At 71.5% G+C, this 20,304-nt stretch carries 14 protein-coding genes; 8 read left to right on the top strand and 6 right to left on the bottom strand.

Annotated features, from left to right (window positions below; genetic code table 11):
- Positions 1-75: 75 nt before the first annotated feature.
- Complete coding sequence (locus tag JKV81_RS07355; protein WP_241748391.1) at positions 76-1,410, bottom strand: cytochrome P450; 1,335 nt, start codon at positions 1,408-1,410, stop codon at positions 76-78.
- A gap of 347 nt (positions 1,411-1,757) precedes the next feature.
- On the opposite strand from JKV81_RS07355, the gene JKV81_RS07350 reads away from it, so the two are divergent.
- A complete protein-coding gene (locus JKV81_RS07350; protein WP_129260651.1) occupies positions 1,758-2,255 on the top strand; it encodes a cupin domain-containing protein in 498 nt (165 codons plus the stop codon).
- A 110-nt stretch (positions 2,256-2,365) separates the two neighbouring features.
- On the opposite strand, the gene JKV81_RS07345 is transcribed toward JKV81_RS07350, so the two are convergent.
- The gene (locus JKV81_RS07345) at positions 2,366-2,815 is read right to left on the bottom strand and encodes an ATP-binding protein (protein ID WP_268980670.1); all 450 of its coding nucleotides are present in this window, start codon (positions 2,813-2,815) and stop codon (positions 2,366-2,368) included.
- Between the two features lie 201 nt (positions 2,816-3,016).
- On the opposite strand from JKV81_RS07345, the gene JKV81_RS07340 reads away from it, so the two are divergent.
- From JKV81_RS07340 to JKV81_RS07325, 4 genes are all read left to right on the top strand, one after another.
- The gene (locus JKV81_RS07340) at positions 3,017-3,871 is read left to right on the top strand and encodes a Scr1 family TA system antitoxin-like transcriptional regulator (protein WP_202075208.1); all 855 of its coding nucleotides are present in this window, start codon (positions 3,017-3,019) and stop codon (positions 3,869-3,871) included.
- A gap of 123 nt (positions 3,872-3,994) precedes the next feature.
- Positions 3,995-4,252 (top strand): WhiB family transcriptional regulator, encoded by a 258-nt coding sequence (locus JKV81_RS07335; protein ID WP_099171605.1) that lies wholly within the window; start codon positions 3,995-3,997, stop codon positions 4,250-4,252.
- Positions 4,253-4,293: 41 nt separating this feature from the next.
- Positions 4,294-4,641 carry a YkvA family protein gene (locus JKV81_RS07330; protein ID WP_129260648.1) on the top strand — a complete coding sequence of 116 codons (348 nt, stop codon included), beginning with the start codon at positions 4,294-4,296 and terminating at the stop codon, positions 4,639-4,641.
- A gap of 90 nt (positions 4,642-4,731) precedes the next feature.
- Positions 4,732-6,633: a rhamnogalacturonan lyase gene (locus JKV81_RS07325; RefSeq protein ID WP_202075207.1), complete on the top strand. Its 1,902-nt coding sequence runs from the start codon at positions 4,732-4,734 to the stop codon at positions 6,631-6,633.
- Between the two features lie 42 nt (positions 6,634-6,675).
- Here JKV81_RS07325 and JKV81_RS07320 read toward each other — a convergent pair whose 3' ends face one another.
- On the bottom strand, positions 6,676-7,407 hold the full coding sequence (locus JKV81_RS07320; RefSeq protein WP_202075206.1) for a VOC family protein: 732 nt from the start codon (positions 7,405-7,407) through the stop codon (positions 6,676-6,678).
- A gap of 16 nt (positions 7,408-7,423) precedes the next feature.
- The gene (locus JKV81_RS07315; protein WP_202075205.1) at positions 7,424-9,484 is read right to left on the bottom strand and encodes a prolyl oligopeptidase family serine peptidase; all 2,061 of its coding nucleotides are present in this window, start codon (positions 9,482-9,484) and stop codon (positions 7,424-7,426) included.
- A gap of 281 nt (positions 9,485-9,765) precedes the next feature.
- Between JKV81_RS07315 and JKV81_RS07310 the strand changes: the two genes are divergently transcribed.
- Both JKV81_RS07310 and JKV81_RS07305 read left to right on the top strand, forming a co-directional pair.
- The gene (locus JKV81_RS07310; RefSeq protein ID WP_202075204.1) at positions 9,766-12,201 is read left to right on the top strand and encodes a GH92 family glycosyl hydrolase; all 2,436 of its coding nucleotides are present in this window, start codon (positions 9,766-9,768) and stop codon (positions 12,199-12,201) included.
- A gap of 172 nt (positions 12,202-12,373) precedes the next feature.
- Positions 12,374-15,703, top strand: a complete 3,330-nt coding sequence (locus JKV81_RS07305) for a LamG-like jellyroll fold domain-containing protein (RefSeq protein WP_129260643.1) — start codon at positions 12,374-12,376, stop codon at positions 15,701-15,703.
- Between the two features lie 103 nt (positions 15,704-15,806).
- Here JKV81_RS07305 and JKV81_RS07300 read toward each other — a convergent pair whose 3' ends face one another.
- Positions 15,807-16,826 carry a LacI family DNA-binding transcriptional regulator gene (locus tag JKV81_RS07300; protein WP_202075203.1) on the bottom strand — a complete coding sequence of 340 codons (1,020 nt, stop codon included), beginning with the start codon at positions 16,824-16,826 and terminating at the stop codon, positions 15,807-15,809.
- A gap of 222 nt (positions 16,827-17,048) precedes the next feature.
- Between JKV81_RS07300 and JKV81_RS07295 the strand changes: the two genes are divergently transcribed.
- Positions 17,049-17,876, top strand: a complete 828-nt coding sequence (locus JKV81_RS07295; RefSeq protein WP_129260641.1) for a phytanoyl-CoA dioxygenase family protein — start codon at positions 17,049-17,051, stop codon at positions 17,874-17,876.
- 45 nt (positions 17,877-17,921) lie between these two features.
- Here JKV81_RS07295 and JKV81_RS07290 read toward each other — a convergent pair whose 3' ends face one another.
- Complete coding sequence (locus JKV81_RS07290; protein ID WP_202075202.1) at positions 17,922-20,270, bottom strand: AbfB domain-containing protein; 2,349 nt, start codon at positions 20,268-20,270, stop codon at positions 17,922-17,924.
- Positions 20,271-20,304 lie beyond the last annotated feature (34 nt).

Raw genomic sequence — 20,304 nt, 5'->3', positions numbered from 1 at the left:
CCTGCTGTCCGCCGCGCCCGCCACCGACCGGTGACCGCCCCTACCGGTGGACCGGGTACCGCCCGCTCGCCGACGTCACGGCTCCTGCTGCCCCGCGGGCTCGAACCGCCGGTGCGCGGTCATCAGCAGGGTGCTGGGCCGCACGGTCGCCTGGGCCACGGGCCGCACCTCCTGGTGGTGGGGCGGGGGTGTGAACCGTACGCGCCTGATGATGGTCGAGATGGCGGTGACCAGCTCGGTGAGGGCGAACCGGTCCCCGATGCACTTGTGCTTGCCCGCTCCGAAGGGGAGGAAGGCACCAGGGGTGAACGCTTCGGTCTGTGCGTCGTCCAGCCACCGGTCCGGGTCGAAGGTGAGGGGGTCGGGGAAGAACGCGGGATCCCGGTGCAGGGCGTGCTGGCAGTAGGCGAGTTCCGTGCCCGCGGGGATCGACCAGGGGCCCAGCTGGGTCCGGGTGACGGTTCGGCGGGTGACGAGCCAGCCGGTGTGGTGCAGGCGCAGGGCTTCCCTGATGACCCGGTCGAGGTAGGGCAGGTGCGGAAGGTCCGCGAACGCGATGGGGCGACTGCCGAGAACGGTGTCGAGCTCGGCCAGCACCGCTCGTTCGACGTCCGGGTTGCGGGCCAGTTCGTAGAGCGTCCAGGACAGTACCGATGCGGTGGTCTCGGTGCCTGCGACCGCGAGGGTGAGGATCTCCGAGCTGATCTGGTGGCCCGTGAGCGGCCGGCCGGTCTCCTCGTCCGTGGCGCGCAGCAGCAGGGAGAGCATGTCGCCGGTGTCCCGGCCTGTCTCCTGGAGCTCGGTCACGGCCTTCTCGATGGTGGCCCGGACGGCGTCCCGGGCCGCGTTGAACCGGCGGTTGTGGGGGAGAGGGAGCCGTTCCACCCAGTCGGGCAGCATGACGCGTGCGCCGACGCCGTTCATGACCACGGAGAGGTCGTCACGGAGCCGGCGGAAGGTCGCGTCGTCCAGGCTGTCGGCGAAGATGGTCTTGGCGAGCATGTCGAGGGACAGCCGGATCATGGCTCTGTGCACGTCGAGCTGCCGGCCGGGGACCCAGGTGTCCACGGCGCTGTCGGTCTCGGCGCGCATGATGTCGACGTAGTGGGCGATCTTCGGGCGGCCGAACGCCGGTTGGAGCTGGCGTCGTTTCCTGACGTGTTTCTGGCCCGCCGCAGTGACGACGGAGTCACCCAGCAGCTGGCCCATCTTCTCGAAGAAGCGGCCCTTGTCGAGGCTGGGGCCGAGGTCGGTCAGCATGGTGCGGATGAGGCCGGGGTCCTGGACGATCAGAGTGCGGGTACCTGGCTGAAGAGTGATCTCGACCAGCGGGCCGTAGTGGGTACGCAGTGAGGCGATGAAGCCGAGGTTGTCGCGTATGAGCTGTATCGCGTGACCCAGCAGCGGCACGGAACCTGCTGCTCTGGGTATGGGGGGAGGCGCTACGAGCGTCACGAGGGCATGCTCCCTTTCGAGCCGATCTTGGGCGCTTCATGGCTGCCCTGATCGTTCCCCCGGGCAACCCGGCCCGCGGAGTGGTATATGCCACGCTGGCGGGCGTTTGCCGCGTGCCAGGTGGGGGAAATCAGCCGCCGGTCCACCGGGCGGCCGGCCGGGTCTCGGGCCGACGCCGGGCCGGCACGGGAATTGGCCCAGGGATCCGTGCGTGGATTGCCCCACGCGTCCGGTCAACCCGTCGCTCAGAATGGTGTGCACACGGGCGACGAAGACGCCCGCTACCAGGGGGAGCGCACGCGATGAGCAGTGTCGGTACGGACTTTGAGCCGGTGGTGACCCGGGCCGCCGAGGCGGAGACGACGAGTGACCCCAGCAGTGCGATGACCCTGCTGGCGGACTCCGAGGCGACAGGCGGGCTGCTGACCAGCTACCGCTCGACCTTCGCCGAGGGAGCGGTGGGAGCGCCGGCGCACTTCCACACCCGAGCCGCGGAGATGTTCTACGTCATCGACGGATCTCTGCGCGTTCTCCTGGGGGAGGCGATCACCGTGCTGAACGCCGGTGACTTCCTGCTCGTCCCGCCGCGCACTCCGCATGCCTTCGCCGCCGCCCCGGGGTGCACGGCGGACGTGCTGTTCACCTTCACTCCGGGGATGGCGCGCTTCGACTACCTGCGCCTCCTGGGCCGGGTGATGCGCGGCGAAGCCGACTTCGCGGAGATCAAGGAGTCCTCGGAGCGCTTCGACAACCACTACGTCGACAGCCCCGCGTGGAAGGCCGCGCTGGCCGAGGGCTGATCACAGGGGCGGCCTCCGGCCGTACGGCGAACGCAGGTACGCCGCGAGCACGACAGGGGCGCCACCCGAGCACACCCGGAGCGGCTGCCGGACCGGCCGGCTCCCGTGGCTCAGATATCGGCCCAGACCAGCCGGCCGGACACGCTGGTCCGGGTGCCCCACCGGGTCGCCAGCGCGTCCACGAGCATCAGTCCGCGGCCGTCCTCAGCCACCGACGCCAGGCTGAAGCCGTCGTCCGCGCCGTCCGGCTCACCGCAGGTCACCGGGCCGGGGCCCTCCGCCCCGTGCAGGCCCTCCACGGGGCCGTCCGACGACTGCGGGGTCCGTGGACCGGGCAGCGCCGGGATGTGCCGGCGGCCGCGGTTCCAGACGCAGATACGCACCCGGCCGCTGGTCCGCAGCAGCCGGCACCGGATCCGCCGGCCCGCGGTGTGCTCCACCGCGTTCGTGACCAGCTCGGTCATGACCAGGGCCGCCGCCTCGACGCGCTCGTCGGGTTCTCCCCACCCCCGCATGGCTTTCTGCACGCGGTGCCGTGCCACGGGCACGGCCCGGGGCAGGCGGGGAATCCACCAGCTCTGTGCGCTGCGCTTGCCCGATTCCTCAGGGGCCGAGCGCGCGCACGTGACTATTTCCGACATGTACGTACTCTCCGTGCAAAGTGCGTACTTTGCAAGGGGCAGAATGTCAGGATGGCTCCGATTCGGCTGTGAGACCGCTCCGATCCGCATCACATCGGAGCCCGCGAGGAAAGGACATGGATGAGGCCCCGGTCCGGCCCCACCGTCGAGCACCGTGTCCTGGCGGCGCGCCTGCGGATGCTGCGGGAGCGCGCGGGCGTGAGCCTCCAGGCGGCGGCCGTGGCACTGGGTGCCCACCCCGCCACCGTCCGGCGCATCGAACGCGCCGAGACCGGGCTCGACCCGTACCAGGTCCGTGTCCTCCTGGAGCGCTACGAGGTGTCCGCCGAGGTGGCCGGGCCGATCATGGCGGGAATCGCCGCCGCGAACCTGCCGGGCTGGTGGCACGCCTGGCGGGACGCGATGGAACCCTGGCAGCAGGAGGTCATCGGCATCGAGTCCTCCGCCGCGCTCGTACGGACCTGGCACCCCGCCCTGGTCCCCGAGCTGCTGCGCACCCCCGCCTACGAGGAGGCCCTGCGCCGGATCCTGACCGCCGACCCACCGCGCCTGCGTGACCGGCACCTCGAACTGCTGGAGGAACGGCAGCGCCGGCTGGAGGCGCGCGGGGCGGCCCTCTGGGCCCTGCTCCCGGCCGCCGCACTCCACACGGACGTCGGCGGCCCCGCCGTCATGGCCGGACAGCGGGCGGCACTGGAGGAGGCCGTGCACCGGCAGCACCTCACGGTGCAGGTGGTGCCGCTGGACTTCCCGCCGCATCCCATGACCGGCGTCCCGCCGCTGCACCTGCTGCGCGTACCGGCCCCGGAGATCGGCGACCGGGCCGTCCTGGAGACCGCGGGGGCCCGGGTCGACATCATCGACGAACCGGCCGTCGTCATGGACTACCGCATCCGCCTGGACGGCGCGTGCGCGGCCGCCCCGCATCCGGGTTCGCCGCTGCCCGAGGACGGGCGGGGCGCCGGAAAACCGTGAAGGCAGCCGCCTGTTGTGGTTTCGAACGCCGGATGACGGTCACGCGCACAGTGCGGTACACGGACATCAGGCGCAACCCGGCAGAGACCTACGGACCGTTCCCGGCGAGAAGGAGTGAGAGAGATGGACAACTGGCGCATGCACGCGGCGTGCCGCGAAGAGGACCCCGACCTGTTCTTCCCCATCGGCAGCAGCGGCCCCGCCCTCGTCCAGGCCGAGGAGGCCAAGGCCGTCTGCGGGATCTGCCCCGTGCGGGAGCAGTGCCTGGAATGGGCCCTGGAGAACGGGCAGGACGCGGGTGTCTGGGGAGGCATGGACGAGAACGAGCGCCGTGCCCTCAAGCGCCGTCGCGCCCGGCAGCAGGCCAGGAGCCACGGGTGATGCCTGCGCGCTGCGGCCGCCCCGCCAGGAGACGATGAGCCATGGACACCTCGGTCTGGCTCCTCATCGGCGCGCTCGTGCTCCTGCTCATGGCAGGTGCCGCGGCCGTCCTGCTCGTACGCGTGATCCGGGCCAGGAAGCTCCTCGTCGACGCGGGCATCCCCCTGCGCGACAAGGCGCTCTTCTGGGCGTCGGTGATCTACACCGTGTCGCCCGTCGACCTCCTGCCGGACCCCGTCTACCTCGACGACATCGGCTTCCTGCTGCTGGCCCTGCGCTCGCTGCACGCCGCGGCGCAGAAGGCCGGCGTGGGGCAGAAGGCCGGCGTGGGGCGAGGTCGGCCCGCCGCGACACCGGTGGAGTCCGGACCGGTGAAGTCCGGACCGTGAAGCCCGGACCGATGGAGTCCGACGGCAACCTTTCGGCGTCCGGGAGCAACTGAGGGGGCGTAAGCCGTCCCCTGCCCGAAGGTGCTTCCCGTGGAGCCTCTCCTTCCCCACCCCTCTTCCCGCCCCCGCCGCAGACGCCGTATCACCCGTACCCGCGCCCTGATGGGCGCCCTGGCGGCCGGGCTGCTCGCCGCCGGCGGTCTCGTCGCACTCGGCCCGGTCTCGGAGGCCGCCACCGCCCGGCAGGCCGAGGCGCTCGACCGCGGCGTCGTGAGCGTCCACACCGACAGCGGGAACCTCGTCAGCTGGCGCTGGCTGGGCACCGACCCCGACAACGTCGCCTTCAACGTCTACCGGGCGGGCACCAAGGTCAACGCCTCGCCGGTGACCGCCTCGACGAACTACTTCCACTCCGGCGCGCCCGCCACCGCCGACTACACGGTGCGGGCGGTCGTCGGCGGCGTGGAGCAGGGCGACTCCGTGCACGCGATCCAGTTCCGCGCCGGATACAAGGACGTCCCCATCAGTCCGCCCGCCGGCGGGACGACACCAGACGGCGTCGCCTACACCTACGAGGCCAACGACGCGTCGGTCGGTGACCTGGACGGGGACGGCGCCCTCGACTTCGTACTCAAGTGGCAGCCCACCAACGCCAAGGACAACTCCCAGTCCGGCTACACGGGCAACACGATCGTCGACGGGATCCGGCTCGACGGCACCCGCCTCTGGCGGATCGACCTCGGGCGCAACATCCGCTCCGGCGCCCACTACACCCAGTTCCAGGTGTACGACTACGACGGCGACGGCCAGGCCGAGGTCGCCATGAAGACCGCCGACGGCAGCGTCGACGGTGCCGGGAAGGTGATCGGCAGCTCCTCCGCCGACCACCGCAACTCCTCCGGATACATCCTGTCAGGACCCGAGTTCCTGACGATGTTCAACGGACGGACCGGTGCGGCGATGGGCACCGTCGACTACGTCCCCGCACGGGGCACGGTGTCCTCGTGGGGTGACTCGTACGGCAACCGGGTCGACCGCTTCCTCGCGGGGACGGCCTATCTCGACGGCGCCAGGCCCTCCCTGATCATGGCGCGCGGCTACTACACGCGCAGCGTCATCGCCGCCTGGGACTGGCGCGGCGGCGCCTTCACCCGCCGCTGGACCTTCGACACGAACAGCTCGACCAACTCCGGCAAGGGGTACGACGGCCAGGGCAACCACCAGCTGTCCGTCGCCGACGCCGACGGGGACGGCAAGGACGAGATCATCTACGGCGCGATGGCCGTGGACGACAACGGCAGCGCGCTCTGGACGACGAAGAACGGCCACGGCGACGCCATGCACGTCGGCGACCTCGACCCCTCCCGGGCGGGACTGGAGGAGTTCAAGGTCGACGAGGACAGCTCGAAGCCGTCCTCCTGGATGGCCGACGCGAGGACCGGCCAGATCCTCTGGTCCACGCCTGCGAGCGGCGACAACGGCCGCGGCGTGTCCGGCGACATCTGGTCCGGCAGTCCCGGCGCCGAGTCCTGGTCCTCCGCCGTCTCCGGTGTGCGGGGCCCGAAGGGGGACGTGGTCAGCAGCCGCAAGCCGTCGAGCACCAACTTCCTGGCCTGGTGGGACGGCGACACGACCCGTGAACTCCTGGACGACACCCACATCGACAAGTACGGCACCTCGGGTGACACCCGCCTGCTGACCGGGGCCTCGGTCCACTCCAACAACGGCACCAAGGCCACCCCGGCGCTCTCCGGCGACCTCTTCGGCGACTGGCGCGAGGAAGTCGTCTGGCCGACCGCCAACAACACGGCACTGCGGATCTACTCCACGCCGTACGAGACCGGCACCAGGATCACCACCCTGCTCCACGACACCATGTACCGCACCGCGCTGGCCTGGCAGAACACGGCGTACAACCAGCCGCCGCACCCCAGCTTCGCCATCGGCAGCGGGGCGCCCACCGCGCCGCGGCCGAGCATCACCACGCCCTAGCGCGGACCTCGCGACACCGCGGTGACCCGGAGGCCGGCGACCCTACTCGCCGGTCTCCGGGTCACGCCGGGTGAGGCAGTAGACGCCGCCCGAGGGATCCCGCATCACCAGCCAGGCGGCGCCCCGGCCGATGAACACGGCGCCGTGGGCCTCGTGCCACCTCCGGCCGGCCTCCAGGTCCGGGCAGGCCAGATCCAGGTGGGCCGAGGCGGGACGCGGTGCGTCCAGACGCTGGACGATCAGATGGACCGGCAGACCGAGGGCCGGACGCAGGATGTGGAACTCCGCATGCTCACCGGGAAACGCGTCCCAGCCGGTCAGCTCGGCCCAGAAGCCGACCTCCGCGTCGAACGCGTCCGGAGCCACGTCCAGGCTGAGCTGGTCCGCCCGGCTGCGTACCCCGCCGGGGCCCGTGACCACCGGCGGGACGGACCGCTGCCCGCGCCAGGGCACCAGGCAGAACGGCTGGCCGCCCGGCGAGCGCAGGACCGTCAGCTCCGGCCGGCGGTCCTGGACGACTGCGCCCAGCGCGGTCGCCCGCCCGGTGGTGGCGGTCAGGTCCTCCACCGCGAAGTCCGGGTGCGCCCCGCCCGCCCCGCCGACGGCCTGCGTCACCAGGCAGGTGTCGGCCCCCTCGGCGAGCAGGGAGGTGAACTCGCCGTGCTCCCCCCAGGGTTCGGAGGCGCGGGTGCCCGTGACCGCCGCCCAGAAGGCCGTCGCACGGGCGGCGGTCGCGGCGGGACGGTCGAGGAATGCGTACGTCCAGCGAATCATCGCGTCCTCCTGGATCTCATGCCTCCCCGTCCTCGTCCCAGGGGTTCGACGGGGAGAGGTGCTGCCACAGGAAGGTGTACATCAGGGCCTCGTTGTGGGCGAACTGCTCGTTGTCGCCGGCGCCCGCGTGGCCGCCGCCGGTGTTCTCGTGGAACAGCACCCGGTGGCCGAGCTCGCGCAGCCGTGCGGCCGCTTTGCGGGCGTGTCCGGGGTGGACGCGGTCGTCGCGGGTGGAGGTGGTCAGCAGGACCGGGGGATAGGGCCGGTCGGCCGCGAGCCGGTGGTACGGGGAGAGCTCCCGGAGGTGCGGCAGGTCGGCGGCGTCGTCCGGGTCCCCGTACTCGGCCCGCCAGGACGCGCCGGCGAGGAGCCTGTGGAAACGCAGCATGTCCAGCAGCGGCACATGGGCGACGACCGCGCCGAACAGCTGCGGGTCGCGGGTGAGCATCGCACCCATGAGCAGGCCGCCGTTGCTGCCCCCCTCGGCGCCCAGCATGGCCGGGGTGGTGACCCCCCGGGTGACGAGGTCGGCGGCGACGGCCGCGAAGTCCTCGTACGCACGCGGCCGTTGCGCACCGAGCGCGGCCTGGTGCCACTGCGGCCCGTACTCGCCGCCGCCCCGGATGTTGGCGATGACGTAGGTGCCGCCGCGCTCCAGCCAGGCACGGCCGGCCACCGCGTCGTAGGAGGGGGTGAGCGAGACCTCGAAGCCGCCGTAGCCGTGGAGCAGGGTGGGGCCCGGACCGGTGCGGGAGTGGTCGGGGCCGATCACGAAGTACGGGACTTGGGTGCCGTCCCGGGAGGTCGCGAAGAACTGCTCCACCGCCAGGCCGGCGGGGGAGAAGCGGGGCGGGGCCTGCTTGAGGACGTCGGTGGTGTCCGAGCCGCCGAGGTGCCCGTGGTACAGGGTGGAGGGCTGAAGGAAGCCGGACACGTTCAGGAAGTACTCGTCGGAGACGTCCGGGTCCGTGTCCACGACACTGCCGTCGGACAGCGCGGGGACGTCCGCGAGCCGCCTGCGTGCCCATGGGCCGCCGTCGGGGTCCGGGGTGAGGACCTCGATCCGGGTGCTGACGTCGTGCATCGTCTCCAGGATCAGATGGTGGCGGGTCCACTCGTGGCCGGCCAGCGCCGTGCGTTCGTCGGGGGTGAACAACACCTCCGGGGTGCGGTCGCCCGCCAGGAACGCGTCGAAGCCGAAGGCCAGCAGGGAGCCCGCGGGCTGCCCCAGCCATGCGGACCTCAGGGTGACGATCAGGTGGTGGCGGTGGGCGTAGGCGGAGGCGTCGTCGGGCACGTCGACCTTGATCTGCGCGCCGTCGGAGGCCAGGAGATAGGTCTCGCCGCGGAAGAAGTCCATCGACCGGCCGACGAAGCTCCGTTCGAAGCCGGGGGTGCTGTCATGTCCTCCCCAGGCCGACACATCGCCGGCCTCCGCCTCGAAGACCAGCTCGGCCTCGGCCGGCGGGGTGCCGCGCCGCCACCGGCGTACCGTGCGCGGATAGCCGGCGCCGGTCATCGAGCCGGGCCCGAAGTCCGTGCCGAGGAAGACGGTGTCGGCGTCGATCCACCCGATCCGGGTCTTCGCCTCCTCCACCTGGAACCCGTCCTGGACGAACGCCCGGGTGGCGAGGTCGAACTCGCGCACCACCGTGGCGTCACCGCCGTCGCGGGACAGGTGCACCAGAGCGCGGTTGTGGTCGGGGTGGCGTACCTGCGCGCCCGCCCACACCCACTTCTCGTCCTCCGCGGAGGCGAGCGCGTCGACGTCCAGGAGGACCTCCCACTCGGGGGTGTCCTTGCGGTACTGCTCCAGCGTCGTACGCCGCCACACGCCGCGCACGTGCCCGGCGTCCCGCCAGAAGTTGTACAGGTGCGCGCCGCGCCGGGTCGTGTAGGGAATCCGGTCGGAGGCGTCCAGCACCTCCCGCAGGCTCTGCTTCAGGGAGGCGAACCCCTCCCCGTCGGCCAGCGCGGCCTTCGTCTCGGCGTTCCGCTCGGCCACCCAGGCGAGAGCGGCCTCGCTCTCGAGGTCTTCCAGCCACAGGTACGGGTCGTCATCAGTCACACACCGCATTGTGCAGGTCCCCGCCGCCCGGCAGGACCGCTTCCCCCGCAGCACACCTCGGCCCGGCGCCCGGCCGGGCGGCGGGGCCACCCGCCACCACCGGCCTGACGTCCCGTCGGACAGGTCTCCCGAGCCGCGTTCACCACTCGTTCACCGGCCGGATCCGTCCGTGGCATTCCCTCGCACGCCCCGGGGACCTACGCTCGGCCGCGAATCGATCAACGTGGCCGACGCCGCAGTCCGGACGGTGTTGACAACGTTGTCCCCCTCAGTCGGAGGTTTCCGAGAACATGCCCTCCAGACCGTCCCCGGCCCGGCGCCTCGCCGCACGGGCCGCCGCGATCGTCCTCACCGGCGCGCTCGCCGGAGCCGTCACCCCGCCGGCCGCCCAGGCCGACGCGCTCGTCACCCGCCCCACCGCGTACGTGGACCCGATGATCGGCACGGCGAACGGCGGCAACACCTATCCCGGCGCCGTCCGCCCGTACGGCATGATGGCCTGGTCCCCGACCAGCACCACGGGCGACCAGACGAGCACCGGCGCGGCCAACGGCTACGAGTACGGGGTGACCCGGATGCGCGGGCTCAGCCTCACCCATGTCAACGGGGCCGGGTGCAACCCCGGCGCCGCGGGTGACGTGCCGATCATGCCCTTCGTAGGCGACGTGACGTCCTCGCCGTCCGCCGACACCAAGGACGCCGTCTACGCGTCGGGCTTCTCCCACGACGACGAGCGTGCGGTGCCCGGCCGCTACACCGTCGGACTGGACTCCGGCGCCACCGCCGACCTGGCCGTGAGCGAACGCGCGGGAGTGGCCGACTTCAGCTTCCCCGCGGACAAGCCCGCCAACCTGCTCTTCCGGGTGTCCAACTCCCTCAACGGCAGCGAGGACGCCGAGATCGAGATCGACACCGCGCACCGCAAGGTGACCGGTTCGGTGCTCACCGGGGCCTTCTGCGGCCGGCGTGCCAACGGCGGCACCAACAACCGCAAGAGCTACTACCGGCTCTACTTCAGCGCCTCCTTCGACCGCGCCTTCTCCACCACGGGCACCTGGCGTGACGGCACCCTCGCACCGGGTGCCACCAGCGGCAGCGGCGGCGAGGGGTACGCCACCGGGGCGGACCGCGCCGGGCGTGGTTCCGGCGGCTGGGTCGGCTTCGACACCACGGCCGACGACGACGTCCGTATGCGGATCGGGATCTCCTACGTCAGCCAGGCCGGAGCCGAGGCCAACCTCCGCCAGGAGATCGCACCGAGGGCGAGCGTCGACGACGTGGCCCGGGCGGGATCGGCCGCCTGGGACCGCGAGCTGTCCTCGGCGCGCGTCGGCGGCGGCAGCGAGGCGCAGCGCACCACGTTCTACACCGCGCTCTACCACGCGCTGATGCAGCCGAACCTGATCAGCGACACCGACGGCCGCTACCCCGGCATGGACGGGAAGCCGCACCGCGTGGAGCGCGGCCAGAAGGCGCAGTACAGCAACTTCTCCGGCTGGGACCAGTACCGCGCCCAGATCCAGCTCCTCGCCCTCCTCAAGCCGAGGATCGCGGGGGACTTCGCCCAGTCGCTGTACAACTTCGCCCGGCAGAACGGCGGGGTCTGGGACCGGTGGGTGCACGTCAACGGCGCCACACACGTCATGACGGGCGATCCCACGGCCGCCACCCTCGCCACCTTCTACGCCATGGGTGTACGCAACTTCGACTACGAGGGCGCCTTCGAGTCCCTGGCCCGGCAGGCCACCGTGCCCCACCCGGACGGGCTGTCCGACGCGGGATGCCCCGGCCAGTGCACCGGACAACGGCCCAATCTCGCCCAGTACCTGGAGTCCCACTACGCGGCCCAGGACGTCTGCCACTGCTGGGGCGGAGCGGCCGAGACCCTGGAGGACGCCGTCGCCGACGCGGCACTCGGCCGGTGGGCCCGGCTGCTCGGACGGGACGAGGAGGCCGCGGCCTTCGAGGAGCGCGGCCTGTGGTGGCGCAACGTCTTCAACCCGGCCGCCGTCGACGGTGCCGGGACCACCGGCTACATCCAGGCCCGCAAGCTCGACGGTTCCTGGGTGACCCCGTTCAGCCCCGGCAGCGACCTGGGCTTCGCGCAGGGAACCAGCGCCACGTACACCTGGATGGTCCCGCAGGACGTGCAGGGGCTGGCCGAGGCCATGGGCGGCCGGGAGGTGGCCGCGCAGCGGCTGGACGGCTTCTTCCACGCGGCGGACGGTTCCTGGTCGGTCAAGGGCGGCGACGCGCTGCGCTACGACCCGACCAACGAGCCGGGCATCCACGCCCCGTGGCTCTACAACGCGCTGGGCCAGCCCTGGAAGACCCAGGAGACCGTACGGGAGATCGTGGACACGGTCTACGGGACCGGCCCGCGCGGCCTGCCCGGGAACGACGACCTGGGCACGATGTCGGCCTGGTACGTCTTCTCCGCGCTCGGCCTCTACCCGCAGACGCCCGGCAGTGCCTCCATGCTGCTCGGAGCGCCGCTGTTCCCCTCCGCGGTGCTCGACCGGCCGCAGGGCGGGGACATCCGCATCAGCGCCCCGGAGGCCGATGCGACACATCCGTACATCGACGCGGTGAGGGTCGACGGGCGGACGACGGACCGGTCGTGGACGGACGCCCGGCTGGTCACCCGGGGCGGGTCCCTGGCCTACCGGCTCGCCGACCGGCCGAACACGTCCTGGGCCACGGGACCTGCGGGTCTTCCTCGGTAGCACATCAACCGGCCCTGGCTCCAAGCCCGGTGGGCGGCGCGACGCCGTCCGCCGGGTTCCGGCCGTCCGGCGCGGCCCGCGGGACGGGTCTCAATTTTCTATCGTTGAAAAATCTGTGTGCACGACCGTTGTCAGGTGTTTGAGGCTGTGGCTCAATGTTCGACTATGTGCAGTGCTCCGCGGTTCGGGGCACTCCGGCTTCTTCGACGAGGACGACGCCTTGATACGACAACTAGCCCGCCCCCGCACGCTTCTGAGATCCCTCGCCTGTACGGCGGCGCTGCTGCTCCCCGCCGGGGCCGTCATGGTCCCGGCCACCGCGGCCGCCGCTCCCACGGCGGACACCGCCACCGCCTCGGCGTTCGTGAAGGACGACCCCTCCACCGAGGTGCACGGGCTCAAGGGCGAGTACTTCGCCATGTCCGCCCCGGGAGCCCGGGACTTCGCGAAGCTCGGCGCGACCGCGCTCGACCCGGACATCAACTTCCCCGGGCTGACCGGTGCCTTCGAGTCGGCGACCGGGCAGACCGAGCACACCACCGCCCGCTGGACGGGGCAGATCGAGGCCCCGGAGACGGGTGACTACACCTTCGCCGCCACCGGTGACAACGGCTTCCGCCTCTTCATCGACGACAAGGCCGTCATCGACCACTGGGAGCCGGACTGGGACAAGGAGCAGACCAGCGCGCCGGTCGCCCTGAAGGCCGGTGAACAGCACACCTTCCGGCTGGAGATGTTCCAGGACACCGGCGGGGCGAACATGTTCCTGCGCTGGTCGAGCGCGAAGCTCGCCAAGCAGATCGTGCCCGAGTCCGCCTTCACCCCGCCCGCCGACTTCGAGGTCTACCCGGTCGGGCTGAGCGTCGCGGAGAACGGCCTGAAGGTCCAGGCGACCTTCGACCACGAGGTCAGCGGCTACAAGGACCTGAAGGACCACCTCGCCATCGAGGCGGACACCACGCCGATGCCGGTGAAGTCGGTCGCCAAGGCGTCGAACAACCGCAAGGCGCTCGTCGTCACCCTGGGCGCGGCCGTCCAGAAGAACCAGCAGGTCAAGTTCGTCTACGACGGCAAGGGCGGCCTGAAGAACGGGGCCGAGGCCGTCCCGGAGATCAGCCGCAGGGCGCAGAACCTCTCCACCCACCGGCTGACCACGCCGTGGGGGGACAAGGTCAACCCGAAGAACCCGCTGCCCGAGTACCCCCGCCCGCAGCAGGTGCGCGACGACTGGAAGAACCTCAACGGCCAGTGGGAGTTCGCGGGAGCCACCGCCGGTGAGAAGCCGGTCTTCGGCAAGAAGCTCGACGAGCGCATCACCGTGCCCTACCCCGTCGAGTCGCAGCTCTCCGGGCTGGAGCGCCACGAAGACCACATGTTCTACCGCAAGCTGATCACCGTGCCCAAGAGCTGGTCGGTCGGCAAGCGGAGCAGCGACGACCGCCTGAAGCTCAACTTCGGCGCCGTCGACTACCAGGCGCGGGTCTGGGTCAACGGCAAGCAGGTCGCCGAGCACACCGGCGGCTACACCGCCTTCAGCGCCGACATCACCGACGCGCTCAAGGGCAGCGGCACCCAGGAGATCGTGGTCGCGGTCACCGACACCACCGGCGCCGACCAGCCCACCGGCAAGCAGTCCGCCAACCCCAGCGGCATCTTCTACACCGCCTCCTCCGGCATCTGGCAGACCGTCTGGATGGAGCCCGTCGCCCCGGCCGCCGTCGACTCCCTGACGACGACGCCCGACATCGACAAGGGCCGTCTCGCGGTGAAGGCCAACTCCGCGGGCGCCTCGAAGTCGGCCAAGGTCACCGCGGTCGCCCGGGACAAGAAGGGCAAGGTCGTCGGCACCGTCTCCGGCCCCGCCAACAGCGAGCTGAGCCTGCCGGTCGCCAAGCAGCACCTGTGGACCCCGGACGACCCGTACCTGTACGACCTGGAGGTCACCCTCAAGGACGGCCGCTCCAAGGACACCGTCGACAGCTACTTCGGCATGCGCTCCTTCGGTGTCGCCGAGGTCGGCGGCTACCAGAAGCTGGTGCTCAACGGGAAGCCGTTCTTCTCCCTCGCCCAGCTCGACCAGGGCTTCTACCCGGACGGTCTGAACACCGCGCCCAGCGACGCCGCCCTGGTCTTCGACCTGAAGGCGCAGAAGGACCTCGGCTTCAACTCCGTCCGCAAGCACATCAAGGTCGAGCCGGCGCGCTGGTACTACCACGCCGACCAGCTGGGTCTCCTGGTGTGGCAGGACTTCGTCTCCGGCAACCTGACCGGCGAGAAGGGCCAGAAGGCCTTCCTCGACCAGGGTGCCGAGATGATGGAGCAGCTCCACAACTACCCGTCCATCGGCGCCTGGATCGTCTTCAACGAGGGCTGGGGCGAGTGGGACCGCACCGAGACCGGAAAGATCACCGAGAAGGTCCAGGCCGCCGACCCCTCGCGCGTCGTCAACGCCCACAGCGGTGTCAACTGCTGCAACTCCAAGGGTGACTCGGGCAAGGGCGACATCATCGACCACCACGACTACAACAACACCGACCCGGCGTACCCGGACGAGAACCGGGCCGCGATGGACGGTGAGCACGGCGGCTTCACCCTGCGCATCCCCGGCCGCATGTGGCCCGGTGCCCCCACCGCGATCTACAGCGGTGTCGCGGACAAGGACGCGCTGACCGCCAAGTACGTCGACAACACCCGCACGTTCTACCTGGACGCGGCCCGTGCCGAGCTCTCCGGCTCCATCTACACCCAGGTGACCGACCTGGAGAACGAGCTCAACGGGCTCTGGACGTACGACCGCCGGGAGATCAAGGTCGACGCCGCCAAGGTGCGGAAGATCAACCGTGAGGTCATCGCGGCCGGCGCGGCCGCCGGTGAGCGGGACGAGATCAAGGGCGGCGGCGCCTGGTCCCTCGACGAGAACAAGGGCACCAAGGCGGCCGACAGCGGCCCGAACCACAAGGACCTCACCCTCTCCGCGGGGACGTCCTGGACGCCCGGGGTGCAGGGCTCCGCGCTGAAGTTCGACGGTGCGGGCCAGTTCGCCGAGACGGACGGGCCGGTCGTCGACACCACGGGTGACTACACCGTGTCCGCCTGGGCCTCGCTGGACGCCCTTCCGGGCAACTACGCCACCGTCGTCAGCCAGGACGGCCGGCGCCAGGAGAACCCGTTCTACCTCCAGTACGGACAGGGCGCGTTCGCCTTCTCCACCCCGGGCGCCCACCGGGCCCGGCTGGAGATCAAGCCCGAGCTCGGCCGCTTCTACCACCTCGTCGGCGTACGCAGCGGCGACGAGATCAAGCTGTACGTCGACGGCAAGCTCGCCTCCACCGCGGAGGCCGGGACCGCCGACGTCAGCACGGGCTCGCTCGCCGTGGGCCGCGCCAAGTGGTCGGGCGGCAACACCGACTTCTGGAACGGCTCCGTCGACCAGGTGAAGGTGTACGACAAGGCGCTCACCGACCAGGAGGTGACCGCGCTCCACGACGGCGAACAGCCGTAGTCCCCGGCCGCTGGACCGCTCCCGGCGGTGCGCGCACACCGCCGCACCGCCGGGAGCTCCGCGCGCCCGCCACGAGGACCGACGGCGAGCGCCCGTACGGCCCTCACACCGGGGCGGGAGCCGCCCCGGTGCTCTCGCGTCCCCGCACACGGTGCGGGACCACGATGCGGCGGCCGGGCAGCGCCTCCAGGCGGCCGAAGACCCGCTCGGTCAGGCACTGCACCGCGCGCTCGGCGATCTGCTCACGGTCCGGGGCGATCGTGGTGAGGGACGGGGCGGCGAACCGGCCGTCCTCGATGTCGTCGAACCCCATCAGCGCCAGGTCGTCCGGCACGCGCACCCCCTGCTCGGCGGCCACGCGCAGGGCGCCGAGCGCGAGTTCGTCGCTGAAGCAGAACACCGCGTCGGGAGGCCCGGGCAGCCGCAGCAGCTCGCGCAGGGCCCGCGCCCCCTCCGCCCGGTGCAGGTCGGCGACCTCCACCTCGGCCACCGGGGCCAGGCCGGCCTCCCGCAGCCCCTGCCGGAAGCCCTCGGCGCGCAGTTCGGCCGTACCGTGGCCCAGCCCCGACTGCAGGCCGATCGCCGCGATCCGCCGGCGGCCCCGTGCGACCAGGTGGCCCACGGCGTCGCGCGCCGCCCCCACGTTGTCCAGGGCGACATGGTCGATGGATCCGTCCGGCTCCAGCTCACCGCGTACGACGAGGGGCAGGCCCCCCGCCAGCGAGGCCAGCTCCGACGGGGACGTCGACCACGGGCTGATGATCATCCCGTCGACCTGATGGCCCTCCGAGCCGTCCAGCAGGCGCCGCTCCAGATCCGGGCGCCCGCCGGTCCGCTCCAGGAGCACCGTCCAGCCACGCTCCTGGGCCGCGTCGATGAGCAGCCCCGTCAGCGCGCCGAAGTACGGGGAGTGGATCTCGGGCACGACGACCCCGATGAGGCCCGTGCGCCCCTGACGCAGGTTCCGCGCGGCGAGGTTGGGGCGGTAGCCCAGCTCCTCGACGGCCGCCATGACCCGGGCGCGCGTCGCCGGGGCGACGGCCGCCGTGTTGCTCACGACGTTGGAGACGGTCCTGACGGACACCCCCGCGAGCGCGGCGACGTCCTTGAGTCTCGCTGCCACAGCCGGTGCGCTCCCGTCCCTCTGGTCCGAGGGCGGCCGACGGACCGCGCCCTCTGTGCTGTGCACCGTTAACAGGCCCGTCGGACCCCGGTGCGTACTGCCTCTTGCCACGATGATTGCAACGTTGCAACATAGGACGCGTCGCGCAGGACGGCACGCGTGCAACACCGCCGCGCGCCCGTCTGGCGTCCCCGTCTCCCGCCGCTGAAGGGACCCACCGCCATGCCCGAAACCGCCCCCGCCCCGCGCCTCGACGCGGCCGTCCACGACCTGTACACGGCCGGGATCACCGCCCACCGGGGCGCCTTCACCCCGCAGTGGGCCGACCGGATGCGTGAGGACATCGACACCGCCTTCACCGAGGCGCGCGGCCGGGAGGGCGGCGCGGTCGGCCGCGGACCCCACCGGTACTACGTCGAGATACACCCCGAGCAGCTGCGGGGCTTCGTCGAACTCGTCGACCACCCCTGGGTCCGGGGCGTGTGCGAGGCGGTCCTCGGCCCCGACTACCGCATCGTCGAGCTGGGCTTCGACGTCCCGCTCGCGGGGGCGGTGAACCAGCCCTGGCACCGGGACTTCCCCATGCCGGACGCCACCCGCGACGAGCGCCGGCTGACGTCCCTCGCCTTCAACCTCACCGCCGTGGACACACGCGAGGACATGGGTCCGTTCGAGATCGCGCCGGGCACCCAGTGGGACGACGATCCCGCCTTCGGCCACGGGATGTTCCCGCCCCGCGACAGCTACCCGCGCTACGACGCCCTCGCCGAGCGCAAGTACCCGCAGCGCGGGGACATCTCGGCCCGGTCCGCCCTGACGATCCACCGGGGGACGGCGAACCGGTCGTCCGACGCCCGTCCCGTCCTGGTGCTGGGGGTCGACGCCCCCGGCGCGGGCAACGACGACCGGCACGACATGGCGGTGACCCGCGCGTACTGGTCGTCGCTGCCCGGCCGGGTGCGGGCCCATCTGCACTGTCCGGTGGTCGAGGAGCTGACCCCCATCGTGCAGAAGCACACCATCGAGGGGCTGGTCATGGGCGACGCGTGACGCCTCCGGGCCCGGCAGTCGGTCACCGGGCCCGGGGCGCTCACCTCAGGGTGCCCAGGGGCTGTCCACCGCCCAGGTCGTGTCCTCGGTGAAGGTCGCCGCCTTGTCCCAGGCGTGACCGCCGCCCGGGGTGGCCAGCCACACCTCCGAGTCGATGTGGCGCAGATAGCTGCCGGGCAGGTTGGCGCTCGACAGCCGTACGCCGCCCTGTCCCGCCACGGCGCACCAGGTGGCGTCGGCCTTGAAGAGGGCCGAGCCGTCGTTCGCGTCGCGGCGTACCCGGAAGTCCCGGTGGCGCAGGTACTCGCCGGGGTAGTTGCGGGACTCGAACGAGTAGCAGTTGCCGTTCGCCAGGCCGGTGACGACCTTCCAGGTGGCGTCGTTCTTCAGCAGCGCCGTGCTGCCGCTGTCGACGACCGCCGTGTAGGCGAGCTCCTGGGAGTGGCGCAGGTACTTGTTCGTGTGCCCCGGGGTGGTGACCCGGAGCGACCTGTTCCCGGTGGGCAGGGTGACCGGCGGCGGGGGAGTCCTCGACGCCTGGATCAGGGCCTGGTTGGCGGCCTTCACCCGGGCGGTGTCCACCTTGACGACCTGGCGGTCGTAGGTGAGCAGCCCGTTCGCCTCGTTCTCGACGTCGGTGATCTCCGTGTAGACCGAGGCGGAGAGCCCGGCGGGCAGCTGGCCCACGCGGATCGAGTCGATGAGGCCCACGAAGCGGTTGTTCAGGGCGGAGAGGCTCGCCTGGTCCTCGTAACTGAACCCGCCGCCGGGGAACCACTCGTGGCCCGGCACCTTGTAGCCGAGGCCGCCGAACTCGCCGAGCACCGCGGCCCTCGTCGCGGTCGGCGCGGTGTTGCCGGGGCCGACGTAGATGTGGTTGTCGATCACGTCGCCGTTGCCGCCGTCCACGGAACCGCAGCAGTTGACCCCGCTCATGTTGTTGACCAGCCGGGACGGGTCGTACGCCTTCACCTCGTCGGCGATCCTGGCCTGGTCGTACTGGCCCCAGCCCTCGTTCTGGTTGACCCACATCACCACCGAAGGCGAGCTGCGGTGCTGGTCGATGACCGCGTGGTACTCCGCCTCCCACTGGGTGCGCGCCGCGGAGTCGGGGGTCTTCCCGGTGTCCATGGCGGGCATGTCCTGCCAGACGAGGAGGCCCAGCTTGTCCGCCCAGTAAAACCAGCGCTGCGGTTCGACCTTGATGTGCTTGCGGACCATGTTGAAGCCGAGGTCCTTGTGCGCCTGGAGATCGGACCTCAGGGCGGCGTCGGTGGGCGCCGTGTAGATGCCGTCCGGCCAGTAACCCTGGTCGAGGGTGCCGGTCTGGAAGACGAACTTCCCGTTGAGGACCGGGCGCAGGATGTTGTCGACCTTCGCGATACCGATGGACCGCATGCCCGCGTAGCTGCCGACCGAGTCCACCACGGTGGTCCCGTCGAGCAGTTCGGCGCGTACGTCGTAGAGGAACGGGTCGTCCGGGCTCCACAGCCGGGGGCTGGGCACGGGCACGGAGATGTCCGCACCGGGCGCGCCCGTCGCCGTACCCACGACGGTGCCGCCGGAGGAGACGGTGACCCGTGCGCTCCGGCCGCCGCCGGCCGCGGCCTGCACCTTCACCCGCAGGGTGCTGTTGCCGAGGTTCGGCGTCATGTCCAGGCGCGTCACGTGCGAGGCCGCGACCGGCTCCAGCCAGACCGTCTGCCAGATCCCGGAGGCCCCGGTGTAGAAGATGCCGCCGCCCTCGTGCGGGTTCACGTCGTTGATCCGCTGCTTGCCGACGGCCTGGCCGCCGGTCTGCGTCGGGTCGTACACGGAGACCACGACGGTGTTCGTGCCGCCGTTGAGCTGGGGCGTGATGTCGTACGAGAACGAGTCGAAGCCGCCCTTGTGGGCGCCGACCTGGGTGCCGTTGACCCAGACCGTGCTCTGCCAGTCGGAGGCGCCGAAGTTGAGCACGGTCCGGCGGCCGTTCCAGTCCGCCGGCACGGTGAAGGTGCGCTTGTACCAGAGCTTGTCGTTCTGGGTGATCTTCCGCTTGATGCCCGAGAGCGAGGACTCCGCGACGAACGGCACCCTGATCTGCTCGGAGAACGACGCGGGCTGACCGGCGTCGCGACCGGTCACCGCGAAGTCCCAGATGCCGTTGAGATTGGCCCAGTCGGGCCGGGTCAGCTGGGGGCGGGGGTATTCGGGGAGCGGGTTGTCGACGGACACCTGGTTCGTCCAGGGCGTCGTCATGGGCGCCGGCTTCGGCGTCCACGCGGCGGGTGCGGCGGCGGCCGGGGCGGTGGCGGCCCCGACCAGTGCGGTGGCGAGCAGCGCCAGCAGGCCGGTGCCGGCGGTTAACCGTCTCCACCAGGTGCCGCGACGCGGTGCGGGTGCGGGTTGCATTCCAGGAACTCCTTCACGAGGAGGTGTCCCCCCG

Source organism: Streptomyces silvae (genome assembly GCF_016745505.1).
Classification (GTDB): domain Bacteria; phylum Actinomycetota; class Actinomycetes; order Streptomycetales; family Streptomycetaceae; genus Streptomyces; species Streptomyces silvae.
The sequence above is the reverse complement of the archived record's forward strand: the minus strand, read 5'-3'. Positions and strand labels throughout refer to the sequence as shown.

Excerpts from the sequence above, each read along its gene's own strand:
- JKV81_RS07310 (WP_202075204.1), top strand. The coding sequence starts at position 9,766 with ATGCCCTCCAGACCGTCCCCGGCCCGGCGCCTCGCCGCACGGGCCGCC.
- JKV81_RS07295 (WP_129260641.1), top strand. The coding sequence starts at position 17,049 with ATGCCCGAAACCGCCCCCGCCCCGCGCCTCGACGCGGCCGTCCACGAC.
- JKV81_RS07315 (WP_202075205.1), bottom strand. The coding sequence starts at position 9,484 with ATGCGGTGTGTGACTGATGACGACCCGTACCTGTGGCTGGAAGACCTC.
- JKV81_RS07320 (WP_202075206.1), bottom strand. The coding sequence starts at position 7,407 with ATGATTCGCTGGACGTACGCATTCCTCGACCGTCCCGCCGCGACCGCC.
- JKV81_RS07290 (WP_202075202.1), bottom strand. The coding sequence starts at position 20,270 with ATGCAACCCGCACCCGCACCGCGTCGCGGCACCTGGTGGAGACGGTTA.
- JKV81_RS07340 (WP_202075208.1), top strand. The coding sequence starts at position 3,017 with ATGAGGCCCCGGTCCGGCCCCACCGTCGAGCACCGTGTCCTGGCGGCG.
- JKV81_RS07330 (WP_129260648.1), top strand. The coding sequence starts at position 4,294 with ATGGACACCTCGGTCTGGCTCCTCATCGGCGCGCTCGTGCTCCTGCTC.
- JKV81_RS07350 (WP_129260651.1), top strand. The coding sequence starts at position 1,758 with ATGAGCAGTGTCGGTACGGACTTTGAGCCGGTGGTGACCCGGGCCGCC.
- JKV81_RS07335 (WP_099171605.1), top strand. The coding sequence starts at position 3,995 with ATGGACAACTGGCGCATGCACGCGGCGTGCCGCGAAGAGGACCCCGAC.